17 protein-coding genes are annotated in these 18,550 nt (G+C 65.1%); 5 read left to right on the forward strand and 12 right to left on the reverse strand.

Features of this window, described 5'->3' with window-relative positions:
- Positions 1–225 precede the first annotated feature (225 nt).
- The 4 genes from IT350_19095 to IT350_19110 all read left to right on the forward strand — a co-directional run bounded on the left by IT350_19095 (position 226) and on the right by IT350_19110 (position 2,887).
- Positions 226–1,467, forward strand: coding sequence for a DegT/DnrJ/EryC1/StrS family aminotransferase (locus IT350_19095; GenBank protein ID MCC6160166.1), 1,242 nt, complete (start codon positions 226–228; stop codon positions 1,465–1,467).
- A 99-nt stretch (positions 1,468–1,566) separates the two neighbouring features.
- Positions 1,567–2,355 carry a GTP cyclohydrolase I FolE2 gene (locus IT350_19100; protein ID MCC6160167.1) on the forward strand — a complete coding sequence of 263 codons (789 nt, stop codon included), beginning with the start codon at positions 1,567–1,569 and terminating at the stop codon, positions 2,353–2,355.
- 53 nt (positions 2,356–2,408) lie between these two features.
- On the forward strand, positions 2,409–2,636 hold the full coding sequence (locus tag IT350_19105) for a hypothetical protein (protein MCC6160168.1): 228 nt from the start codon (positions 2,409–2,411) through the stop codon (positions 2,634–2,636).
- Complete coding sequence (locus tag IT350_19110; GenBank protein ID MCC6160169.1) at positions 2,633–2,887, forward strand: type II toxin-antitoxin system RelE/ParE family toxin; 255 nt, start codon at positions 2,633–2,635, stop codon at positions 2,885–2,887. Before IT350_19105 ends, IT350_19110 begins: the two co-directional genes overlap by 4 nt.
- Before the next feature lie 28 nt (positions 2,888–2,915).
- Here IT350_19110 and IT350_19115 read toward each other — a convergent pair whose 3' ends face one another.
- The 5 genes from IT350_19115 to IT350_19135 form a co-directional block, all read right to left on the reverse strand.
- On the reverse strand, positions 2,916–6,074 hold the full coding sequence (locus tag IT350_19115) for a response regulator (GenBank protein MCC6160170.1): 3,159 nt from the start codon (positions 6,072–6,074) through the stop codon (positions 2,916–2,918).
- Positions 6,075–6,366: 292 nt separating this feature from the next.
- Positions 6,367–7,077 carry a cytidylate kinase-like family protein gene (locus IT350_19120; protein MCC6160171.1) on the reverse strand — a complete coding sequence of 237 codons (711 nt, stop codon included), beginning with the start codon at positions 7,075–7,077 and terminating at the stop codon, positions 6,367–6,369.
- 157 nt (positions 7,078–7,234) lie between these two features.
- Positions 7,235–7,954: a redoxin domain-containing protein gene (locus IT350_19125; GenBank protein MCC6160172.1), complete on the reverse strand. Its 720-nt coding sequence runs from the start codon at positions 7,952–7,954 to the stop codon at positions 7,235–7,237.
- 130 nt (positions 7,955–8,084) lie between these two features.
- Positions 8,085–9,143 carry a zinc ABC transporter substrate-binding protein gene (locus IT350_19130; GenBank protein ID MCC6160173.1) on the reverse strand — a complete coding sequence of 353 codons (1,059 nt, stop codon included), beginning with the start codon at positions 9,141–9,143 and terminating at the stop codon, positions 8,085–8,087.
- A gap of 68 nt (positions 9,144–9,211) precedes the next feature.
- On the reverse strand, positions 9,212–10,969 hold the full coding sequence (locus IT350_19135) for a hypothetical protein (protein ID MCC6160174.1): 1,758 nt from the start codon (positions 10,967–10,969) through the stop codon (positions 9,212–9,214).
- A 151-nt stretch (positions 10,970–11,120) separates the two neighbouring features.
- On the opposite strand from IT350_19135, the gene IT350_19140 reads away from it, so the two are divergent.
- A complete protein-coding gene (locus tag IT350_19140) occupies positions 11,121–12,497 on the forward strand; it encodes a DUF805 domain-containing protein (GenBank protein ID MCC6160175.1) in 1,377 nt (458 codons plus the stop codon).
- Positions 12,498–12,500: 3 nt separating this feature from the next.
- Here IT350_19140 and IT350_19145 read toward each other — a convergent pair whose 3' ends face one another.
- The 7 genes from IT350_19145 to IT350_19175 all read right to left on the reverse strand — a co-directional run bounded on the left by IT350_19145 (position 12,501) and on the right by IT350_19175 (position 18,491).
- Positions 12,501–13,340, reverse strand: coding sequence for a hypothetical protein (locus IT350_19145; GenBank protein MCC6160176.1), 840 nt, complete (start codon positions 13,338–13,340; stop codon positions 12,501–12,503).
- Between the two features lie 46 nt (positions 13,341–13,386).
- A complete protein-coding gene (locus IT350_19150) occupies positions 13,387–14,010 on the reverse strand; it encodes a TPM domain-containing protein (protein ID MCC6160177.1) in 624 nt (207 codons plus the stop codon).
- Complete coding sequence (locus tag IT350_19155) at positions 14,010–14,714, reverse strand: YgcG family protein (protein ID MCC6160178.1); 705 nt, start codon at positions 14,712–14,714, stop codon at positions 14,010–14,012. Before IT350_19155 ends, IT350_19150 begins: the two co-directional genes overlap by 1 nt.
- 55 nt (positions 14,715–14,769) lie before the next feature.
- Positions 14,770–15,357 (reverse strand): LemA family protein, encoded by a 588-nt coding sequence (locus IT350_19160; protein ID MCC6160179.1) that lies wholly within the window; start codon positions 15,355–15,357, stop codon positions 14,770–14,772.
- 103 nt (positions 15,358–15,460) lie between these two features.
- The gene (locus IT350_19165) at positions 15,461–16,423 is read right to left on the reverse strand and encodes a hypothetical protein (protein MCC6160180.1); all 963 of its coding nucleotides are present in this window, start codon (positions 16,421–16,423) and stop codon (positions 15,461–15,463) included.
- The gene (locus tag IT350_19170; GenBank protein ID MCC6160181.1) at positions 16,420–17,169 is read right to left on the reverse strand and encodes a glycosyltransferase family 2 protein; all 750 of its coding nucleotides are present in this window, start codon (positions 17,167–17,169) and stop codon (positions 16,420–16,422) included. The genes IT350_19165 and IT350_19170 overlap by 4 nt, the downstream gene beginning before the upstream one ends.
- On the reverse strand, positions 17,166–18,491 hold the full coding sequence (locus tag IT350_19175) for a hypothetical protein (protein ID MCC6160182.1): 1,326 nt from the start codon (positions 18,489–18,491) through the stop codon (positions 17,166–17,168). Before IT350_19175 ends, IT350_19170 begins: the two co-directional genes overlap by 4 nt.
- Positions 18,492–18,550 lie beyond the last annotated feature (59 nt).

An 18,550-nucleotide genomic window follows, 5' to 3' on the forward strand; every position in this document is an offset into this window, starting at 1 on the left:
GCTCCTTGGCCTGCGATGGGACGAAAGTTCCGGGATCTGGCGATGACCGAGGGGTAGAATACCGGGTTTGGCCGAAGGTTCAAGAGCCGGTCGCCGGGAGAGATGGTCCCCGGCGTTGCCGGACGGAATTCCTTGCCTTCCCGGTCGACTTTGATGTAGATTTCGGCCCGATTTGAAGACCCGTTCAAATCGTTTTCCGGGTCGGTCCCGAAAAAGGAGTGCGCGATGAGCAACCTGGCGATCCGCGGAGGAACCCCGCTACGCAATGATCCGTGGCCCACGTGGCCTCCCTACACCGAACGTGAGCGCGAGTTCCTGAATCTGGTGCTCGATTCCCGGAACTGGGGCGGATACCCTTCACCGAACTTTCAGGCCCGTCACTTCGCCGAGGAATACGCGAAGTACGCCGGCGCGAAATACGGCATTTGCGCGGCCAACGGAACCGTGACGCTGGAAATCGCGTTGCGCGCGCTGGGCATTGCGGCGGGCGACGAGGTCATCGTGCCCGCCACGTCGTGGGTGGCGACCGCCGCGTGCGCCGTATACCTCAACGCCGTGCCCGTTTTCGTCGACATCAAGCCGATGAACTTCACGATCGACTGCGACCTGATCGAGGCCGCGATCACGCCGAAGACCCGGGCGATCATCGCGGTGCACCTGGGCTCGACCATCGCCGACCTCGACCGGCTGACCGAGATCGCCAAGAAGCACGGACTCGCGCTCATCGAGGACTGTGCCCACATGCACGGCGGCGAGTGGCGCGGGCGCGGCGTCGGCTCCATCGGCGACCTGGGCAGCTTCAGCTTCCAGTCGAGCAAGCTCATGACCGCGGGGGAGGGCGGTTTGATCCTCACGTCCGATCCCGTGCTCGAGCAAAAATGCCAGAGCCTCGTGAACTGCGGACGCAAGGAGCCGGGCTACGATGAATTCGACGGGCGGCTCTTCGGATGGAACTATCGCATCAGCGAGTTCCAGGCCGCGGTGCTGCGCGCGCAGCTCGAAGCCTTGCCCGAACGCACCAAGCTGCGTGCGGAAAACGGCGCATACCTGACCGAACAGCTTCGCAAGATCCCGGGCATCGGCGTGATCGAGCGCGATCCGCGCATCACCACGCAGGCGCACTACCAGTTCATCTTCACCTATGACAAGAACGAATTCGCCGGCGTGCACCGCGACAAGTTCATCGAGGCGTGCGAGGCCGAGGGCCTGCACCTCGACGGCGCGTTCTACAAACCGATGTATGCGAATTCGCTGTTCGCCGCGAAGACGGGCGAGTGGCCGATGCTGCGCGAGCGCTACGGCGACGGCATCACGAAGGAATCGGCGAACACGCCCGTGGCATGGGAATTCGCGCTGGAAACCGGCGTGTGGATGCACTATCCCAAACTGATGGGCACGAAAAAGGATGTGGACGACATCGTCGCGATCATCCGCAAGGTGCGCGAAAACGCGACCGAGTTGCGGTAGATCACTCGTCAGGAAGAGCGAATCGACTCAGAATCGGGGCGGTCTTCGGACCGCCCCGCGTATTTCCGGCGCGGACGCCCCGACGACACGGATATTCCCATGACGCAGCTCGCCGATATTCAGAATTCCCGCGACGAACGCGCCCTGCCGATCAACAAAGTCGGCGTGAAGGGGCTTCGCTATCCCATCGTGGTGCGCGACAAGGCCCACGGACGCCAGCACACGGTCGGCACCTTTCGCATGGCCGTCAATCTCCCCGGGCACTTCAAGGGCACGCACATGTCGCGCTTCGTCGAGGTGCTCGAGCGCCATCAATCGAGCATCTCGCTGCGCGAGTTTCGCGCGATGTGCGCCGAGATCAAACAGGCGCTCACCGCGACCGAGGCGCATGTAGCCGTGGAGTTTCCGTACTTCGTGGAAAAGACGGCGCCGCGCTCCGGTGCGCCGGGGCTGGTGAGTTATGCCTGCTCGATCGAGGCGAGCCTGAACCACGAATTCGACATGGTGCTCGGCATCGTGATCCCCGTGCAGACGCTGTGCCCGTGCAGCAAGGAACTGGCGAAGGTGTCGGCCCACACGCAGCGCGGCGAAATCACCGTACGGGTTCGTTTCCGCGAGTTCGTGTGGATCGAGGATCTGATCGCGCTGATGGAAGAGTGTGCATCGAGCCCGATCTGGTCGGTGCTGGAGCCGGAAGACGCCGACTTCGTCACGCGCCACGCGTTCGAGCATCCGGCCTTCGTCGAGGACGTGGTCCGCGAAGCGGCGCTGCGTCTGCGCGCGCACCCGGCGATCACGTGGTTTTCGGTCGAGGCCGAAAACTTCGAGAGCATCCACAACCACAGCGCGTACGCGAATATCGAGATGGCGGACGAAGGAATTGGGTGATCCTTGATGACGAGGCTGCCAAGTCGTACGATGGCCCGAGTGCTGGAGGCCATATGAACGCCGCGCGGGAAACCGCTTTGAAAGACATTCGAAACCGCGTGTTCTCGCTCGACGAAGACGGGCTTTGGGATCTCGTCGTTTCGCTGTTCCCGGACGCGGCCGAGGAAACGCGCGAAGACATCTACGATGCCCTGCTTTCCGCGGCCCGAAAGGAAAACCTCGCCCGGAGCGCGGACGACGTCTTCGCTGAGGAGGACCGACGCCGGGGAATCACTCGGTGAGTTATCGAGTCAGCTTTCATCCGTCCGCACAAAAAGAGCTCTCCCGCCTTCCGAACGACATTTTCGAACGAGTGCGTACGAAGATTCTGGCCCTGTCGGAAAATCCACGGCCGGACAACTCGCGAAAACTGGTCGGAAGCCGGGACTGGCGCATCCGTGTGGGGACGTGGCGAGTCGTTTACCGCATCGACGACGACGCGCGAGAGATCACCATCACCGTGATCGGACATCGACGCGAGGTGTATCGATAGGCAGTTCGCCGACCGTTTTTAGCCCGAGTTATCGGTCCAGCACCGTGCGAAGCGTCCGCAGCAGTTCCATCAGCTTGTAGGGTTTGGGCACGAAGGCCGAGGCGCCGCGGCGTAGATAATCGTCGCGGTCGATCAGATCGGCGTGGCCGGTGGAGATCACCACTTTCGCGTTCGGCGACTTGGAGCGGATGATGTCGAGCGCCTCGCCGCCGGACATGCGCGGCATGGTGAGGTCGAGGATGACCCCGCCGATGCGCGCGCGATGCTCGATAAACGCCTCGACACCTTTGCGCCCGTCCTCGGCGACGATCACGGTGTAGCCCGCCTGCTGGAGCGTCTCGCGCAAAATGTCGCGGATCACCGCCTCGTCGTCCACCACGAGAATCGTCTCGGTGCCGCGCGGCAGATCGACCGCGATCCCCGGCGTCGCTTCGACGGACCGCGACTCGGCCGCGGCGGGCAGGTAGATGCGAAACTCGGTGCCCGAACCGAGACGGCTGTCGAAGTCGATCCATCCCTCGTGCTGCTTGACGATGCCGAAGACGGTCGCGAGACCGAGGCCGGTACCACGCCCGGCCTCCTTGGTCGTGAAGAACGGCTCGAACAGCCGCTGCTTCGTCTCCTCGCTCATCCCCGCGCCGTTATCCGCGACGCGCAGCAGGACGTAAGCGCCGGGCTTCGCCTCGGGACGTGACGCGACTTGCGCGTCGTCGATGTCCCAGTTCGAAAGCGAGATCGAAATCGTGTACCGCTCGCGCAGCGCCGTCGCCACGCGGCCGTCGAGCACGTCCGTCAGGGCGTCGCGGGCGTTGATGCACAGGTTCATCAGCACCTGCTGCACCTGCCCGGCGTCGGCGTTCACGCGGCGCAGGTCTTCGGGAACCTGCGCGTCGATATGGATACGCCGGTCAAAGGTTTCACTGAGCACCTTGCGCGTCTCATGGACGATCGTCCCCAGGTCGAGGACCTTGCGTTCGAGTTTCTCCTTGCGTGAAAACGCGAGCAGTTTCTTGACGAGATCCGCCGCGCGCGCTGCCGCGGCCTTGGCGTTGTTCAGGTATTCGCGCCCGGCATCGCCGACATACAGCGACGCGAGTTCCTGATTGCCCATCACGCCGGTCAGGAGATTGTTGAAGTCGTGGGCAATGCCGCCGGCCAGCGTACCGATCGACTCCATCTTCGACGCGTGCAGGAGCTGCCGTTGCAGGTTTTCGCGTTCCTGCTCCGCGGTCACCTGCGCGGTCACGTCGCGAATCGCACTGTGCACCTTTGTCACGCCGTCTTCGGCCTGCCGTACGCCCTGCTCGCGCAAATGCACCGTGCGTCCTTCGCGCGTCTGGAATCGGTAGGTCCATTCGACATCGCCCGGGGGACCGTCGAAGGGTCTTCCGCCGGGCTGCGTGAAGACGTGGCGGTCTTCGAGGGGGATGCGCTCGAGCCACCGCTCGATGCCGTTCGTCATCTCCTCGGCGGAGTACCCCAGAATCTGCTCGCAGCGCCCGCACAGGAACTGCGTGGAGGGATGCGCGCCCAGCGCCCGCGTGACGATGATGTCCGAGGTGCGTCCGGCGACGAGCGCGAAACGCTCCTCCGATTCGGTGAGCGCCTGCGCCGCGGCGCGCCGCTCGGACAGGTCCTGAACCAGCAGCACGTAGCCCGCGCGGCGTCCGTCCGCGCCCGTGAACACGCTGACGGTGGTCCGCGCGTGGATCGCGACTCCGTCGGCGCGCAGGTGTGTCAATTCGCCGGTATGGCGACCGGCGCGAAGGACCTCGTCACGAAACGGGATCAGATCGGGCGCGGCGCCCTCGTCCAGAAACTCACGCACGCCCTTGCCGGCGAGCGCTGCCGCGTCGTCGCTGCCGTGGATACGCGCGAACGCGGGATTTGCGAAGACGATTGTTCCTTCGAGGTCGGCGACCGCGATGCCCTCGCCGACCTGCGCGATCACGCGGCCCATCCACTCGAGCCGCGCGGCGGCGTCTTTTTGTTCGGTGATGTCGCGCCCGACCGCGTGGATCGCCAGCACCGAACCGTCGGGATCGGTGATCGGACGGTACGCGAACGAGTACCAGCCGAATCCGCCGACTTTGTCCTTGAGGCGCATTTCGATCTGCGAATCACCGCCGCGCGCCGCGCGCGACGCCGCCGCGCGCGCCCGCCCCAGGTCCGCGGGGTGCAGCAGCAGCGTGAAGTGGCTGCCGATCAGCTCGCGCGGTGAGTATCCGCTCGCGCGCAGAAACGCGTCGTTGACCTCGATGACCACGCCCTCGACGTCGAGCATGAAGATGATGTCGATCGCGTTTTCGATCAGGTCGCGATATTTGCGCTCGCTCTGCGACAGTTCGCGCGATCGGTCGGCGAGCAGTTCCTCGATGCGGATCAGCGAGCGTTCGCGCCGCGTCTTCTCGCACAGCGCGATCAGATAATCGATCTCGAAGGGCTCGCGCACGAACGCGTCCGCGCCATGGCGCGTCACGCGCACGGCGAGCGACTCCGCGGGCGACTCGGCGACGACGATGACCGTCGAGCGCTCTTCCGCGGCCTTCAGCTCGGCGACCAACTCCTCGACGATGCCGTCGGGCAGCGGATGGCCCAGGACGACGAGTTCCGGGCGATGGCTCTCGCGAAGCACGCGCGCCCGTTCAGCACCCGCGGCCTCGGCGACCTCGTAACCCGAGCGGCGCATGGCGTCGGCGACCATACGGCGCAGCGCGTCGTTCGCGTTGACCACCAGCGCGCGCACGGGCTTTTGCGGGATCTCGCCGGCCAGGAGTTTATCGACCGAGCGACGCAGTTCGTCGGGCGGGTAAGGCACCGGCAGGAAGTGGTTCGCGCCGTTGTCGCGCGTCACCTGTTCGGTGTCGCTCCCCGCGAACGTGGCGGACTGAACGAGAATCGGGACCCGGTTGAATCGCGGGAAATGGCTACTGCGCAACAGGCGGCACAGCTTCCAGCCGTCGATGCGCGGCATGTAGAGGTCGGTGACGACGAGATCGAGATCGGGTCCCTCGACGGCGCGGAGAATCGCCTCCTCGCCGTCGGACGCAACGACAACCTCGTGACCCATCTCGCGAATGGTGCGCGCGGTGAGATCGAGCTGAAAAGGATCGTCGTTGACGACCAAAATACGTCGGGTTTCACCCGCACCGGGCATCTGGTCGTCAGAACGCAAGGGGTGGACCATACCCACTCCGCGTGCCCAGATTTCGCCCCCGGCTCGGCCCGCCGAACCGGCGAGTCGCAAGCTGTCCTAAACGCACGAGGGCGCGAATCCATCCATGATTAAACCGGATTATGAAGGAAGCAGCTCTAAATGTCAAATATCCTTGAGGAATTTCCAGGCGAGGCTTCGGGAAGATGGACTTGCGGAAACGCCCTCACCCCCCATCCCCTCTCCCGTCATGACGGGAGAGGGGTGGCGAGCGAAGCGAACCGGGGTGAGGGTTCTCTCGCACGACGGACGGCGGCGACTTCCCTCAGTGCGCGGCCGGTCGGTTGGCCATCATTCGGTTCTGCGAGTCCACAAACGATCGAACGACGTCCACGGCGCCGTCGATGCCCAGGGAACCGGTGTTGAGAACGAGATCGTACTGCGTGGGATCATCGATGGCCGCGCTGAAGTTTTGCAGGATGAACGCCCGCTGGTTGCTCTCGGAACGCACGAGCCGTCGTTCGGCTTCCGCCTCAGGGACGTGGTAGTAGTTCGCCACGCTTTCGATGCGCATCTCGCGCGGGCAGACCACCCGCACGCGCACGCAGGGGTCGCGCGGCAGGATGAAGTTCGCGCCGCGCCCGACGATGACCGCGTGGCCGTGCCGCCCGATCGTGGCGATGACCCGGAGCAGGTGCTGCTGGTACTGGTCGGGCCACAGATGCTGGCGGCTGACCAGGCCAGTGATCCAGTGCGAGAGCAGGCTCTGCTCCTTTTCGTCGAGCGTCTCGACGATGGCCGTGCTCATGTTCACGCTTTGCGCCACGCGGCTGATGAGATCTCGGTCGAACAGATCCCACCCCAGCGTCGCGGCCAGACGCTCGGCCACCAGACGGCCTCCGCTGCCCGGCTCCCGCGACAGCGTGACCACGCTCTTCCCCGCGCCGCCGCCGCTGCCGCGGCCGCGACCCTCGATGCGCCAACGTCGGACCTGGTCCTCGACGAGCTTCTGCACGGAACGCGATGTGCTCTGCATGACATGCCTCCGTCCGTCGTCCCAATTGGGCTCATCGTGATGACTCAAAGAACGCCGATGGGGCGATTATAACACGATGGCGGAGAAGGGAAGGAAAAAATGACCACGCCCAAGTCGTGTCGTACGGCGTGGGCGTTGAGGAAGATCCGGGTTGCGCTCAACCGTTGTCGTCGAGCCAGTCGAGGATTTCCTGGAAGTCCGGGACCTGCGAGGCGGGGTAGGACTTGATCCAGACGAGGACACCGGTCGGGTCGATGAGAATATTGCCCCGCACGTCGGTGCCGGTCGCGGAATTGTAGAACCCAAACATGTCGGCGACCGCGCCCTTGGGGTCGATGTCGGCGAGCAGCAGGACGTTTTCCAGCTCGCAGTTCCCGGCCCAGTCGACCTGCGTCGCGTGGGTGTCCGCCGAGGTGCCGAAGGGCATGGTGTTGCGGCTCCAGAAGTCCGCCGCATAGTCGTCGAGCGATTTCATTTGAAGCGAGCACACGGCGGTGTTCGCCTTGGGATTGGTCGATAGCAGCACGTACTGGCCGAGGTAGTCGGACAGCGTCACGGTGCTGCCGTCGTGTGCGAGCAGCGACCAATCGGGCACGTCATCGCCCACTTCGAGGGGATAGTCGGCGTCGTCGTCGCCCGTGTCGTCGTCGGATGCGTCGTCGTCCGCGGCATCGTCGTCTCCGTCGTCATCATCCGCCGCGTCGTCGTCGCCATCGTCGTCGTCTGAATCATCGTCGCCGCTCGTATCCGTGGACGACGATCCGCCGCTGTCGCCGTCGACGGTCCCGTCATCGTCGTCGTCGCCCCCACACGCGCCGAAGCTCATCGCGAATGCCGCGCACAGGAAAAATCCCAAGAACCTCGATCGTCTCGTCATGGCCATCGACCACACTCCCGCCATCCGGCGACATACAATGTTCGTAACCATGCAGGGAGACCGCCCGAAAATCCATGACGCCCGTCGGGTTTTCCGGGAATTCCGTGAGGGATGATCCCGGGAACCGAAATCAATCGCCCTCGGAAAACGCCGAAAAGTATTCGGGCGCGGATTCGCCCATCATCACGTCGTAGATCAGCTTGAAGTTCAGCTTGAAGGCGCTGACGTAGTCCCCGCCCAGTCGCCCCGGCCGCTCCAGATTGTCGGTATAGAGCATGCCGGGAACGTGGACGTGGTGGCCGTGACGCTCGTTCGCGAGCGCGACGATCCGCTCGATGAGCAGGTTCTTCTCGTTCGCGCACGACGCTTCCTTGAACGCGGCGGGCACCTTGTCCTTCGCGAGGGCGTCGGCAATGGCGATGAGCTGCGCGTCGTCCACCGTCATCTCGGTCTGAAGGCTCATCGGCGCGAGGGTGCGGAAACCGTAATCTCGCGCGAAGTATTTGAGCGCGTCGTGAACGGTTACGATCACGCGCTTCGATTCCGGGATCCGCGCGGCCGCGGCTTTCGTCTGCGTGTCGAGTTCGCGAAGCTGGGTGATGTAGGCGTCGGCGTTCGCCCGAAACGTCTCCTCCTGCTGCGGCCACATGCGAATGAGCGTGTCGCGCACCTTTTCGACGCACAGGATGTAGTTGGGAACGCTCCACCAGATGTGCGAATCCGGCGGCGCATCGGGTGCGCGAACCAGCGACAAGTCCGGAATCTCGGCGAGCAGCAGGCCGCGCCGCCCGGCGAAGTCGATCGTCTCGCGCATGCGCGTCTCGAAACGCAACCCCACGGCGACAGTGAGCTGCGCGTCGCGCACGGCGATCGTGTCCTCGGCGCGCGGTCGGTAAGCGTGGGGATCGTCGCGGTGGCGAACCAGCGTCTGCACGCGGACCCAGTCACCGGCGAGACGCGTGACGAGGTCCGCGACAAGGGCCGTGCTGCACACGACGAGGGGCTTCGTCAGATCCTCGCCGGGCCGCTTGAGTTCCATGAACGGTTTGGCTTTCTGCGTCGCGGCGTCCTCGGGCCTGACCGTGGTGACGCCGACCTCGACGTCTTTGCAGCCGGCCGCCAGGAGCGCGAATGCCAGCAGGATGAGCGAAAGGCGGAGACGAAAACGGATTTCACGTCGAATCGGCATGAGCGACATTCAAACAGAATCCCGGGCGTGTGAAAAGCGACACCGCATGATTCGCCCGAGGCGCCGTCTCACTTGCCGACCATGCCGATCGCCTCGCCATCCTTGAAGTGATGAACGGCGAAACCGCGCGTCATCATCATCTCCAGAATCTTCGCACGCGGCAGCGTCGAGTAGAACGCAAAGAACCCGTGCCCGATCTGCGCGACGTAAAAATCGCGGCTGCCGGGCCTGCGGTAGCGGTCGATGTCCTGCCGGCTCAGGAAAAAGCCCATGCTGTCGAGTGGAATAAACGCCACGCCCCGTTTTTTCAGGTACGCCCACGGGGCCTGCTTTTCGTGCGCCACGAGCCCGCTGCCCGGTTGCGGCGAGCGCGCGACGGTCGCGTCCGTCAGGCCGAAAATGTCCACGGTCGTCAGGCCGGTGACGTACGGAATGATGCCGACCGGTCCGAGGGCGATCACGTCGTCGCGCCGCACGAGCCCCGCGTCCATGGCGACGCGAAGCTGTTTCGCCTGCGCGAGTTGGGAGTTCTGCCCGTAACGCAGGTTCTCGATGCGGATTCCCGCGAGGTGCGCGGCGACCGGCGCGTAGGTGCGGTTGAAGAGGTCGAACCAATGCGCGAAGGGCGGGATGCGCGCGATCGTGCCGAACTGCATCTCGCCCAGGTATGGAGTAACCGGTTTCGCGCCCGGTCGAAACGGCCTCGAGAGTTTTTGCGGGATGAGCCCGGAGACGAGCGCCACGGCCACGGCGAGCGCGATCGCGACCGAGCGACCGTTTTTCACCTGGCCTTCGACCACCGAGCAACTGTCGGCAACGAGCAGCGCGACAATGGGCAGGATCGGGTGGAGCAAACGGTACTCGAAGTGATCGCCACCCACCGCCGCAATGTAGAACGCATATGCCGTGACACTTCCCCACGCGAAGAGGACGTTCGCGCGACGACCCGCGTCGCCCGGGCGGATGATTCCGGCGAGCGCGATCGGCAACACGAAAAACGCGGCATGCTCGATCAGGAACGTGGCGAGATACGGCAGGCCGGTGTCGAACCGCGCGCCGGGCACCTTTGCGTAGAAGGTGTTGGGAAGCCACGCGCCGTAAACGTGGTGCCGCCACAACAGGTGCGCGATCACGGGCGCGGCAAAAAGCGCGACGCCGATCGCGAGGCGGCCGGGACGCATTGGACGGGAACGGCCCGCGCTTCGATCGCGCAACGCGAGGCCCGCCTCGGCCGCGAGGGTCATCGCGAAAAACAGCGCGCCTTCGAGCCGCGTCAGCGTGGCCGCCGCGAAAAACAGGCCCGACCAGGGGAACCAACCCGGTTCGTGTCGTTCTTCCAGACGCCTTGCCCAGCCGATGGTGACCAGAAACGTGAAGAGTGCGGTTTCGAGGCCGCCGGAACTCCACGCGACGAAGGTGCGATTGACGGCCAGCAACGCCGGTGCGATCAGCGCGTGCGCCCACGGGCGATCGGGGAACCAGCGGCGCCACGCGCGAAAGATCGTGACGAGCGTGAGCGCGGAACACGTCCAGCCCAAGGCGAACGCGGCGGTCTCCGGCCGGATCCCGACGCCCATCGCAACGCGCAACCACGCCAGCCACAAAAAGCCCGTGTAGCCTTCGACCGCTTCGCCCGCGTTGAAGACGGGGCCGAGCCCATCCACCCAGTTTTTCGCATAGCGAAAGTAGATGTACGCGTCGTCGACGAGGAACGGATAGGTGCTCGCATGCGCGACGCACGCCGCCATGACGAGGCCGAGCCCGAGCGCCGCCGTCCGCGCGGACGGGTCACGGGCCGGAGAGATGTGGTTTTGGCCGACGGACATTGGGACTCGATGGTGCGCGCATCATATCAGACGAGCGCCGCGCGGGAACGCATCGCAAAACGATTTCGCCCGAAAAGCGACGCGGACCGACAATTGTCATAACGGTCACCGCCCGGTTTTCGGCACAGGAAGAGATCCATCGGGAGGCCGCGTGACGGGGTTCATCGATCTGTGGCGTGTTTCGGGGCGGGTGAACCGCAGGACGTTCGCGATCGTCGGCGTCGTCGCGATGGCGCTCAAATACAACATCGATCGTATCGTCGCGGCGGTGTTCGAACGGCCGTGGGACCCGCTCCAGTACTGGTTCCCCGGGCTCGGCGCGACCGTGCTGCAATTGCGTCCCGAGGACGGCGCGTTTGCGGGCGCGATGTTGGCCACGGCGATCCCGTTCATCTGGCTCGGCACCGCGCTCACCGCGAAACGTCTGCGCGACATCGGCTGGCCGGTGTGGCTCGTGCCGGTCTTTTTCGTGCCCTTCGTCAACCTGCTGTTTTTCGTCGCCCTGTGCGTTGCGCCGTCGGCCGCGACGAAGACGGACGCCGATCGTCCGCGCTGGCTGCGGTGGCTGCCCGAGAGCGACCTCGGGTCCGCGCTGATGGGCGCGGCCGTCGCGCCGATGGCGCTGTTGCCGGTCGGAGCACTCGGGATCTACGGACTGCGACAGTACGGCTGGGGGCTTTTCGTCGGCATCCCCTTCGCGCAGGGGCTTTTCGCTGTGTTGCTCGCGTCGGTGCGCCGCTCGCGCGGCCTCGGCGAGTGCATCGCCATTGCGGGCGGTTCGGCGCTGGTGACCGGTGCGATCATCTTCTTCGCGGCGTGGGAAGGCATCCTGTGTATCGCCATGGCCTCGCCCATCGCGGTCACGCTCGCCGTGCTCGGCGGGCTCGTCGGTTGGGGCATGGTTTGTGCGGGTTCGGCGGGCAGCCAATCCGCGGCCGGGGCCGCGCTCGCGATTTTCGTGGCGCTCCCCGCGCTGATGGGCGCGGAATATCAGGCCGGGTCGCGTCCCGTCGTGCTGCCGGTCCACACGGCGATCGACATCGAAGCACCGCCCGAGGTCGTTTGGCGTCACGTCATCGCGTTCGCCGAGTTGCCGCCGGCCACCGAAACGGTCTTTCGTCTCGGTATCGCGTATCCAACCCGCGCACGCATCGAGGGCACGGGCGTGGGCGCGGTGCGCCACTGCGAGTTTTCCACGGGGGCGTTCGTCGAGCCGATCACCGTGTGGGACGAGCCGCGGCGGCTGGAGTTCGACGTCGTCGCGCAGCCGAGGCCGATGGACGAGTGGTCGTGGAGAGACCACGTCGACGCTCCGCACCTGGACGATTTTTTGGTGAGCGAACGCGGGCGGTTCTTGCTCACGCCGATTCCCGGCGGGACGCGTCTCACCGGGACGACGTGGTATCGGCACAACATCTGGCCCGAAGCGTATTGGCGGCTGTGGTCGGACGGCATCATCCATGCGATCCACCGGCGCGTGCTGGGGCACATCAGGAATTTGGCTCTGGCGGAAGAGCCGGCTTCGTGAACGTCACGGCGTTTTCTTCAGGCCGCCCGCGATCGCAAAAACGTAGTCCGTATCGTAGCACCGTACGTACAGGGTTTCGTCCTTGAGAATCAGATACTCGGGGCCCGACTTGACCGGGACGCGCGCGCGCACCTTTCCCGAGAGGCGATCGAGGACAAACACATAGTCCGGCTCCGCGGTGAACCCGTATCCGCTGATGATCGCGTCGCCGACGATCACGAAATTCGTCGCATTGGCGACGAGCGCCGCGGACCGCCAAAGCACCTTGCCGTCCGACAGGTCGATCGCGCTGACATAGGCGTTGAATCCGCCGGAACTCGACGCGTAGGTGCGGTGGAAGTTCGACACGTACAGAACGTCGTCGGTCGCGACGGCCCAGCGAATCCCCATCCCGACATACGGCGCGTCGCCCGGTTTGATCTTCGGCGGTTTGGTCCACGCGTGTGCGTCGACGATGGTCTTCGCGACGCCTGTCGTTGCGTCCGCGACGACAACGAATCGACCCCCGTCCACATCGCCGTAAATCATGCTCATTCCGCCGGGACCGGCGTACGCCTCAATCAGGGTGTACCCTCGAAAGGTCCTCGCGGCGGATCCGATTTGCGCGATCGGATGAGACGGCGTTTTACGGTACGGCGAGAGGGCGAGGTCGTTTCTTACAAACCACTCGTCCACGTCCGTGATGTCGTTCTTCGACGAGGAAATCGCTTTCAGGGTTTTGCCGGCGGGCGCGGACCGCGGCGGCGGCGGAAAGTTGGCGATTTTCAGGACGATCTCTTTGGGATCATCCGCCGCACCCACGTTGGCGATCAAAATGAGTCCGAATGCCAGGGCGAGCGCCACGCAACAACTTCGATGACGTCCCGACAAGAGTGCCTCCGAAAAGCGGCTAACGACTGCGAGGCGCGTCGGGCAATTCGTTGGTGTCGTCTTCGCGTCGCGGAAAGTCTTTCGCGAGCAGCTCGCCGCAGCGCGCGATCGCGCGAGTGAGACCGTCGGCGAGAGAACCGGCGCGTACCCCGGCGAGCACGAGCGCGACGACCTCGTCCCACGTTCCGTCGGGCACCTTGGCGTGAATGCCCTCGTCGGCGAGGACCTCGACGCGGCGCTCCAGCAGCGAAACGAAGATCAGGATGCCGGTTCGGTCGCGGGTGCGCGACACCCCGTTCTCGACGAACGCCTGAAGCGCGCGTTGGTGCACCTCGGTTTGGATCACACCCCGACCGACGAGCCGGACGCGAAGGGCTGGGAACAGGCGAGCGATGACGAGGCCCGCGAGGAAACCCGCCGTCACGAGAGCGACCGCGGCGGTCCAGCCGGTTTCCACGTTGACGATCGCCGCCGCGGCGATCGCCGAGAACAAACCGACGAGGCCCGCGACGAGATCGGCGTGGGGATAGTCGTCCGACGCGTCCACGATCACCGGCACGATTTCGCCCGACGTGTGCGATTCGGCCTCGGCCACCGCGCGAGCGATTTTATCCCGATCGGATTCGGACAAACGCGTGCCCATCACCAACTCCCCGACGCGCCGCCGCCGCCGAAACCGCCGCCGCCGCCGCGGAACCCGCCGCCGCCGCCGCGCGATCCGCCGCGCCCGCCGCCCATCATGCTGGAGGCCATCATGAACCACAGCATGGAACGGCCCCACGGCGTGGAGATGAGGACGATGAAGATGATCGCCGCGACGATGGACGAAAAAACGGATTGTTTCTTCTCGGCGCGGCGATAAGGATTGTCCGACCCCGCGGGCGCAGTATACTCGCCCTTCGTCGCGCGCATCATCGCGTCGAGGCCGCCGGAGATGCCGCCGTACCAGTTGCCGTCGCGAAACGCGGGCACGATGACGTTGCGGATGATCTGGGACGACTCGGCGTCGGTGAGCGCGCCCTCGAGGCCGTAGCCGACCTCGATGCGCACCTTTCGGTCTTTCGGCGCGACGATGAGGATCGCGCCATTGTCCTTGTCGGCCTGGCCGATCTTCCATGCGTCGCCGACGCGGATGCCGAAGGCGGCGATGTCCTCGCCGTCGAGCGAAGGCACGGTGAGCAACGCGATCTGTGTCGTGGTTTGCCGTTCGAAATCGGCGAGGGCCTGTTCGATCCGATCACGCTGCGATCCGTCGAGAATCCCCGCCGTGTCATTCACGCGCCCGGTGAGTTTCGGCACGGGAACGAGCGCGAGTGCCATACCCGCCAAAGCGAGCACGGCGACCATTGCGAAGGCGAAATGAATGCGGCGCTTCACGTTCGTTCGCCCCGGCAGGGTTGGATCAGAACTGGACCTTTGGCGCGGTCTGCGCGGCTTCGCTCGTAACCGCGAAATTCTCTTTCGTCTTCATGCCGATCACTTTGGCCGTGATCGCGCTCGGGAACTGGCGCACCTTCACGTTGAACGTCTTCACCGCCTCGATGTAGCGGTTGCGCGCCACGGTGATGCGGTTTTCGGTGCCTTCGAGCTGTGCCTGCAGGTCGCGGAAGTTTTCGTTCGCCTTGAGGTCGGGGTAGGCTTCGGCCACGACCATCAGGCGCGAGAGTGCGCCGCCCAGTTCCGACTGCGCCGACTGGAACTGCGTGAAGAGCTGCGGGTTCGAGAGCATCTCGGGCGTGACCTTGATCTGACCGACCTTGGCGCGCGCCTCGGTTACCGCCGTTAGAGTTTCGCTTTCGTGCGCGGCATAGCCCTTCACGACGTTGACGAGGTTCGGAATGAGGTCGAACCGGCGCTGATACTGGTTTTGCACCTCGCTCCACGCGGCCGTCGTTTCCTCGTCCAGGCTTTGCAGGGCGTTGTATCCGCAGCCGGGTAGGGCGACGAGCAGCAGCGCGGCGGCGACAAAAGTCCAACGAATTCGCGACATGGCGATTCCCCCATCGCCGCCGTGCGTGGCGGCTGGGCACAATTTAACCACGAACCGGCAGAGCGCAAGCAGAATCGACGATCCCGATTATGCACGGGTCCCGTCAGAACCGCCGCGCGAAATACAGCTCCCCGCCCCGGCTCTCGAATCCCGCGCGTTCGAGAATGCGAAACATGCCGGGCGCTTCGATCCGAACGCGCCCGGTCAGCAGTCGAACGCGGCTCTGAAGCGTCTTCACGACGGCCCGTTCGAGAAATCTCCCGTACCCGGCGGACTGAAGCGCGGGATCGATGAAGGTGTTGCGCTCGAACGTGTAGGAGAGCGCCGTGACGCCTTCGGGAGCAAAAAAAAACTTGCTCGCGTTGTGGCCGATGGGCACGCCTTTGCGTAGCAGCGTCAGGTTCACATCGGCGAAATCCGTCGTGCAGCAGTTGCGCGTGAGCTCGCCGACGTACACGCGGCGGCGATCGAGCGGGAGTTCGTCGAGGGTTTGCAGCCAGTGCGTGTCGTGCAGACGGTTCGCCGCTTCAACGAGGATCGGCACGTGATCGGGTGTCGTCGGCAGGACCTCGAGTTCGCCGTCGCGAAATCCGGTCGCGGAGGCATCGACGCGCGCCGTATCGCACACCATCTTGGCGCACGCCCAAACCACACGCCAGCCGGACTCCTGCAGCGCCGTGATCGCGCTCTTCGCCCGGGCGTCCACGATCGCCGCGCCCCATTCGATGCGCGCGATCGCCATCGACTCTGTGACCGCCGTCGCGAGGTTCCGCGCGGTCTGAATGTCATCCGCGAGCAGCACTCCGATGCGCCCGTGGCGCAGACCGAAGTACGCATGGTCCCACGCGGATTCCTTCCACGTCGCCACGCCGAAAACAGTCGCACCGTCCTTCAGCGCCATCAGTTCACCATCGGCGGCGTCATGCGTCATTGCGTTTTCGAGCAAACGTGCGTGGTCCTCGCGCGTCCACTCGCGGTGCCAATCCGTTGCGTAATGGGGTCGCTCACGCACGAAGGGACTGAGCACGGACGCGACATCGGACGCGGCGATCGCTGCGGGTTTCATGGCGTTGTCTCCGAGATCACGATTTCGCGGACGGTGAATCGCGTGGGGTGCCGGTGCGAAGGACGTACTCCGAAGCGCAAGGCGATGACCGCGCAGACCATCTGGAGAAAAGCACGACCGAGCGCGGCCGGCGAAAATCGCGACACGCCGTATCGCCGGCGAGTGAAATCGATCGCGACCTCGGCGAGATTGCCTTCGCACAACGTGCGCAAAAAGTGTCCGTGCGAGACGTCGCTGAATGCGCGCAGCGCGAATTCCCGCCGCCAAACCTTGAGCAGGCAGTGCACATCGTGGATTCGCAATCCGCCCAGCAGCCGCGCAAATGCGTTGATCGCGCGCGACGGCGCCATGCGCCACCAGGGATCGCTCCGCCCGACGCGCCGCGCGCACACGGCGTCGATGCCGTCGGTGGCGTACGCGATCAACCGATCGATGGCCGCCGGATCGTGTTCGATGTTGATTTCGGTCGTGGCGACGAGCTGCGTCGTCGCGTGCTCGAAGCCCGCCCGCAGGGCCGTGTGCAGTCCGTGGTTGGCGGCGAGGCGCACCACCTGGGAGTCGGCTCGCTCGCGCACCCAGCCCGCGAGATGGTCGAATGTCCCGTCATCGCTGCCGTCGTCGACGAAAAGCACGAACGCCCGCCCGCTCCGGCCCGAGCGCCAATCGTCGATTTCACAGAGCGCGTCGTCGAGGGCATGCGCGCCGTTGAACACCGGAATCACGAGCGTGATATCCGGGTCAGTCATCGCGTTTCGCGCAAGTCGTGATACCGCTGCGCCTTGCGCTTGCCGGGCACGTTCGCGCGCGCGGCGATCTCCCCCGGCTGCGCGAGGTGCACCTCGGGTGTGAACTGCAACCGGTCGCGAAACGCTCGGATCACGGCCTCGGTCGCGTCGCGTCCGTCGCCGCGCGGGGCAATCACGACGCGCACATTCGTGCGATGCCATTCGTCGTGGAAGACCTCGAACAGGTAGTCGGCGACCTCGGGTGTGGCGAGCAGCAGATTCTCGATGGCGGGCGGATAGAGGCTGACGCCGCCTTTGATCTTCAGCATTTGGTCCGCGCGCCCAAGGATCGGCCCGAAGCGGTCTGATGTCCTGCCGCACGGGCACGGCGCGCGCATCAGAAACGTGATGTCGTCGATGGCGTAGCGAATGAGCGGCAAACCGCGATAGGCGAGCGTGGTGACGACGAATCGACCGACCGCGCCGTCCGGCATCGGCGCACCGGAATCGACATCGAGCACCTCGAAGACGTGATCGGAGGCGTGCGTGTGATAGCCGGTGTGCGCCGCGCACGCCGCGCCCGAAAACCCGAGCTCGGTGTTGCCGTAAACGACGCGTATCTCACGACCGGGCCAGAGGTCTTGAATGCGGCGCCCCATCTCGTTGTACGTCAGGTCCGGCGCAAGGATGTTCTCGTTGACGATCAGGAGTTTGCGCACGGGCAACCTGGCCATTCGACCGAGATCGTGTGCCACCTCGCCGAGCCGGATCGCGAAGCTCGCCGTCGCGAAGACTCCCGTCGCGCCGAGCGCGACCATCGTCTCGATCTGCTCGTGTGTGTCGCCGGGCCCGAAGCGCAGCGTCCCGGCGCCCGCTGCCTGAAACGCAAGCCAGAAATTCAGCCCCGCGATCCACATCTTCGCGCCGAGCGGCATGGTCATCTGAAAAAGGTCGCCCGTTTCGACCCCCGCGACACGCAGCAGGTCGGCGCTGCGCGCGGCGAGGCGGTCGAGATCGCCCGCGCAATAACGAAACACCACCGGCGCGCCGGTGGTCCCGCTGGTGGTGAACACCTCGCGGACCTCACCCGGCGGCACCGTGTTCAGCTCATCCCCGTGTTCGCGCAGGTCGGTTTTGGTGATGAGCGGCAGGCGTTCGAAATCGTCCCAGGTGCGCAGGTCGCCGGGTTCGAATCCGGCCTCGGTCCAGCGGCGGCGGTAGAGCGGGGCGGCGTTCCACGCGAACTCGATCTGCGCGCGGATGCGTGCAAACCGGTAACGATCAACCGTTTCGAAATCCCATTCGAGGGCGTCGTGCGGAACCCCGGAATCCGTAAAAGCCATGGCGCGCTCGGTTTGGACTGGAATCAAAGCTTAGATTCACTAGGATGCCAAGACAAGCG

It is taken from the genome of Deltaproteobacteria bacterium (genome assembly GCA_020845895.1).
Classification (GTDB): Bacteria; Lernaellota; Lernaellaia; order JACKCT01; family JACKCT01; genus JADLEX01.

Coding starts and splice junctions, on each gene's coding strand:
- IT350_19165 (MCC6160180.1), bottom strand. CDS start 16,423: ATGAAACCCGCAGCGATCGCCGCGTCCGATGTCGCGTCCGTGCTCAGT.
- IT350_19135 (MCC6160174.1), bottom strand. CDS start 10,969: ATGTCCGTCGGCCAAAACCACATCTCTCCGGCCCGTGACCCGTCCGCG.
- IT350_19160 (MCC6160179.1), bottom strand. CDS start 15,357: ATGTCGCGAATTCGTTGGACTTTTGTCGCCGCCGCGCTGCTGCTCGTC.
- IT350_19100 (MCC6160167.1), top strand. CDS start 1,567: ATGACGCAGCTCGCCGATATTCAGAATTCCCGCGACGAACGCGCCCTG.
- IT350_19130 (MCC6160173.1), bottom strand. CDS start 9,143: ATGCCGATTCGACGTGAAATCCGTTTTCGTCTCCGCCTTTCGCTCATC.
- IT350_19125 (MCC6160172.1), bottom strand. CDS start 7,954: ATGACGAGACGATCGAGGTTCTTGGGATTTTTCCTGTGCGCGGCATTC.
- IT350_19155 (MCC6160178.1), bottom strand. CDS start 14,714: ATGGTCGCCGTGCTCGCTTTGGCGGGTATGGCACTCGCGCTCGTTCCC.
- IT350_19095 (MCC6160166.1), top strand. CDS start 226: ATGAGCAACCTGGCGATCCGCGGAGGAACCCCGCTACGCAATGATCCG.
- IT350_19175 (MCC6160182.1), bottom strand. CDS start 18,491: ATGGCTTTTACGGATTCCGGGGTTCCGCACGACGCCCTCGAATGGGAT.
- IT350_19115 (MCC6160170.1), bottom strand. CDS start 6,074: ATGGTCCACCCCTTGCGTTCTGACGACCAGATGCCCGGTGCGGGTGAA.
- IT350_19120 (MCC6160171.1), bottom strand. CDS start 7,077: ATGCAGAGCACATCGCGTTCCGTGCAGAAGCTCGTCGAGGACCAGGTC.
- IT350_19170 (MCC6160181.1), bottom strand. CDS start 17,169: ATGACTGACCCGGATATCACGCTCGTGATTCCGGTGTTCAACGGCGCG.
- IT350_19150 (MCC6160177.1), bottom strand. CDS start 14,010: ATGGGCACGCGTTTGTCCGAATCCGATCGGGATAAAATCGCTCGCGCG.
- IT350_19105 (MCC6160168.1), top strand. CDS start 2,409: ATGAACGCCGCGCGGGAAACCGCTTTGAAAGACATTCGAAACCGCGTG.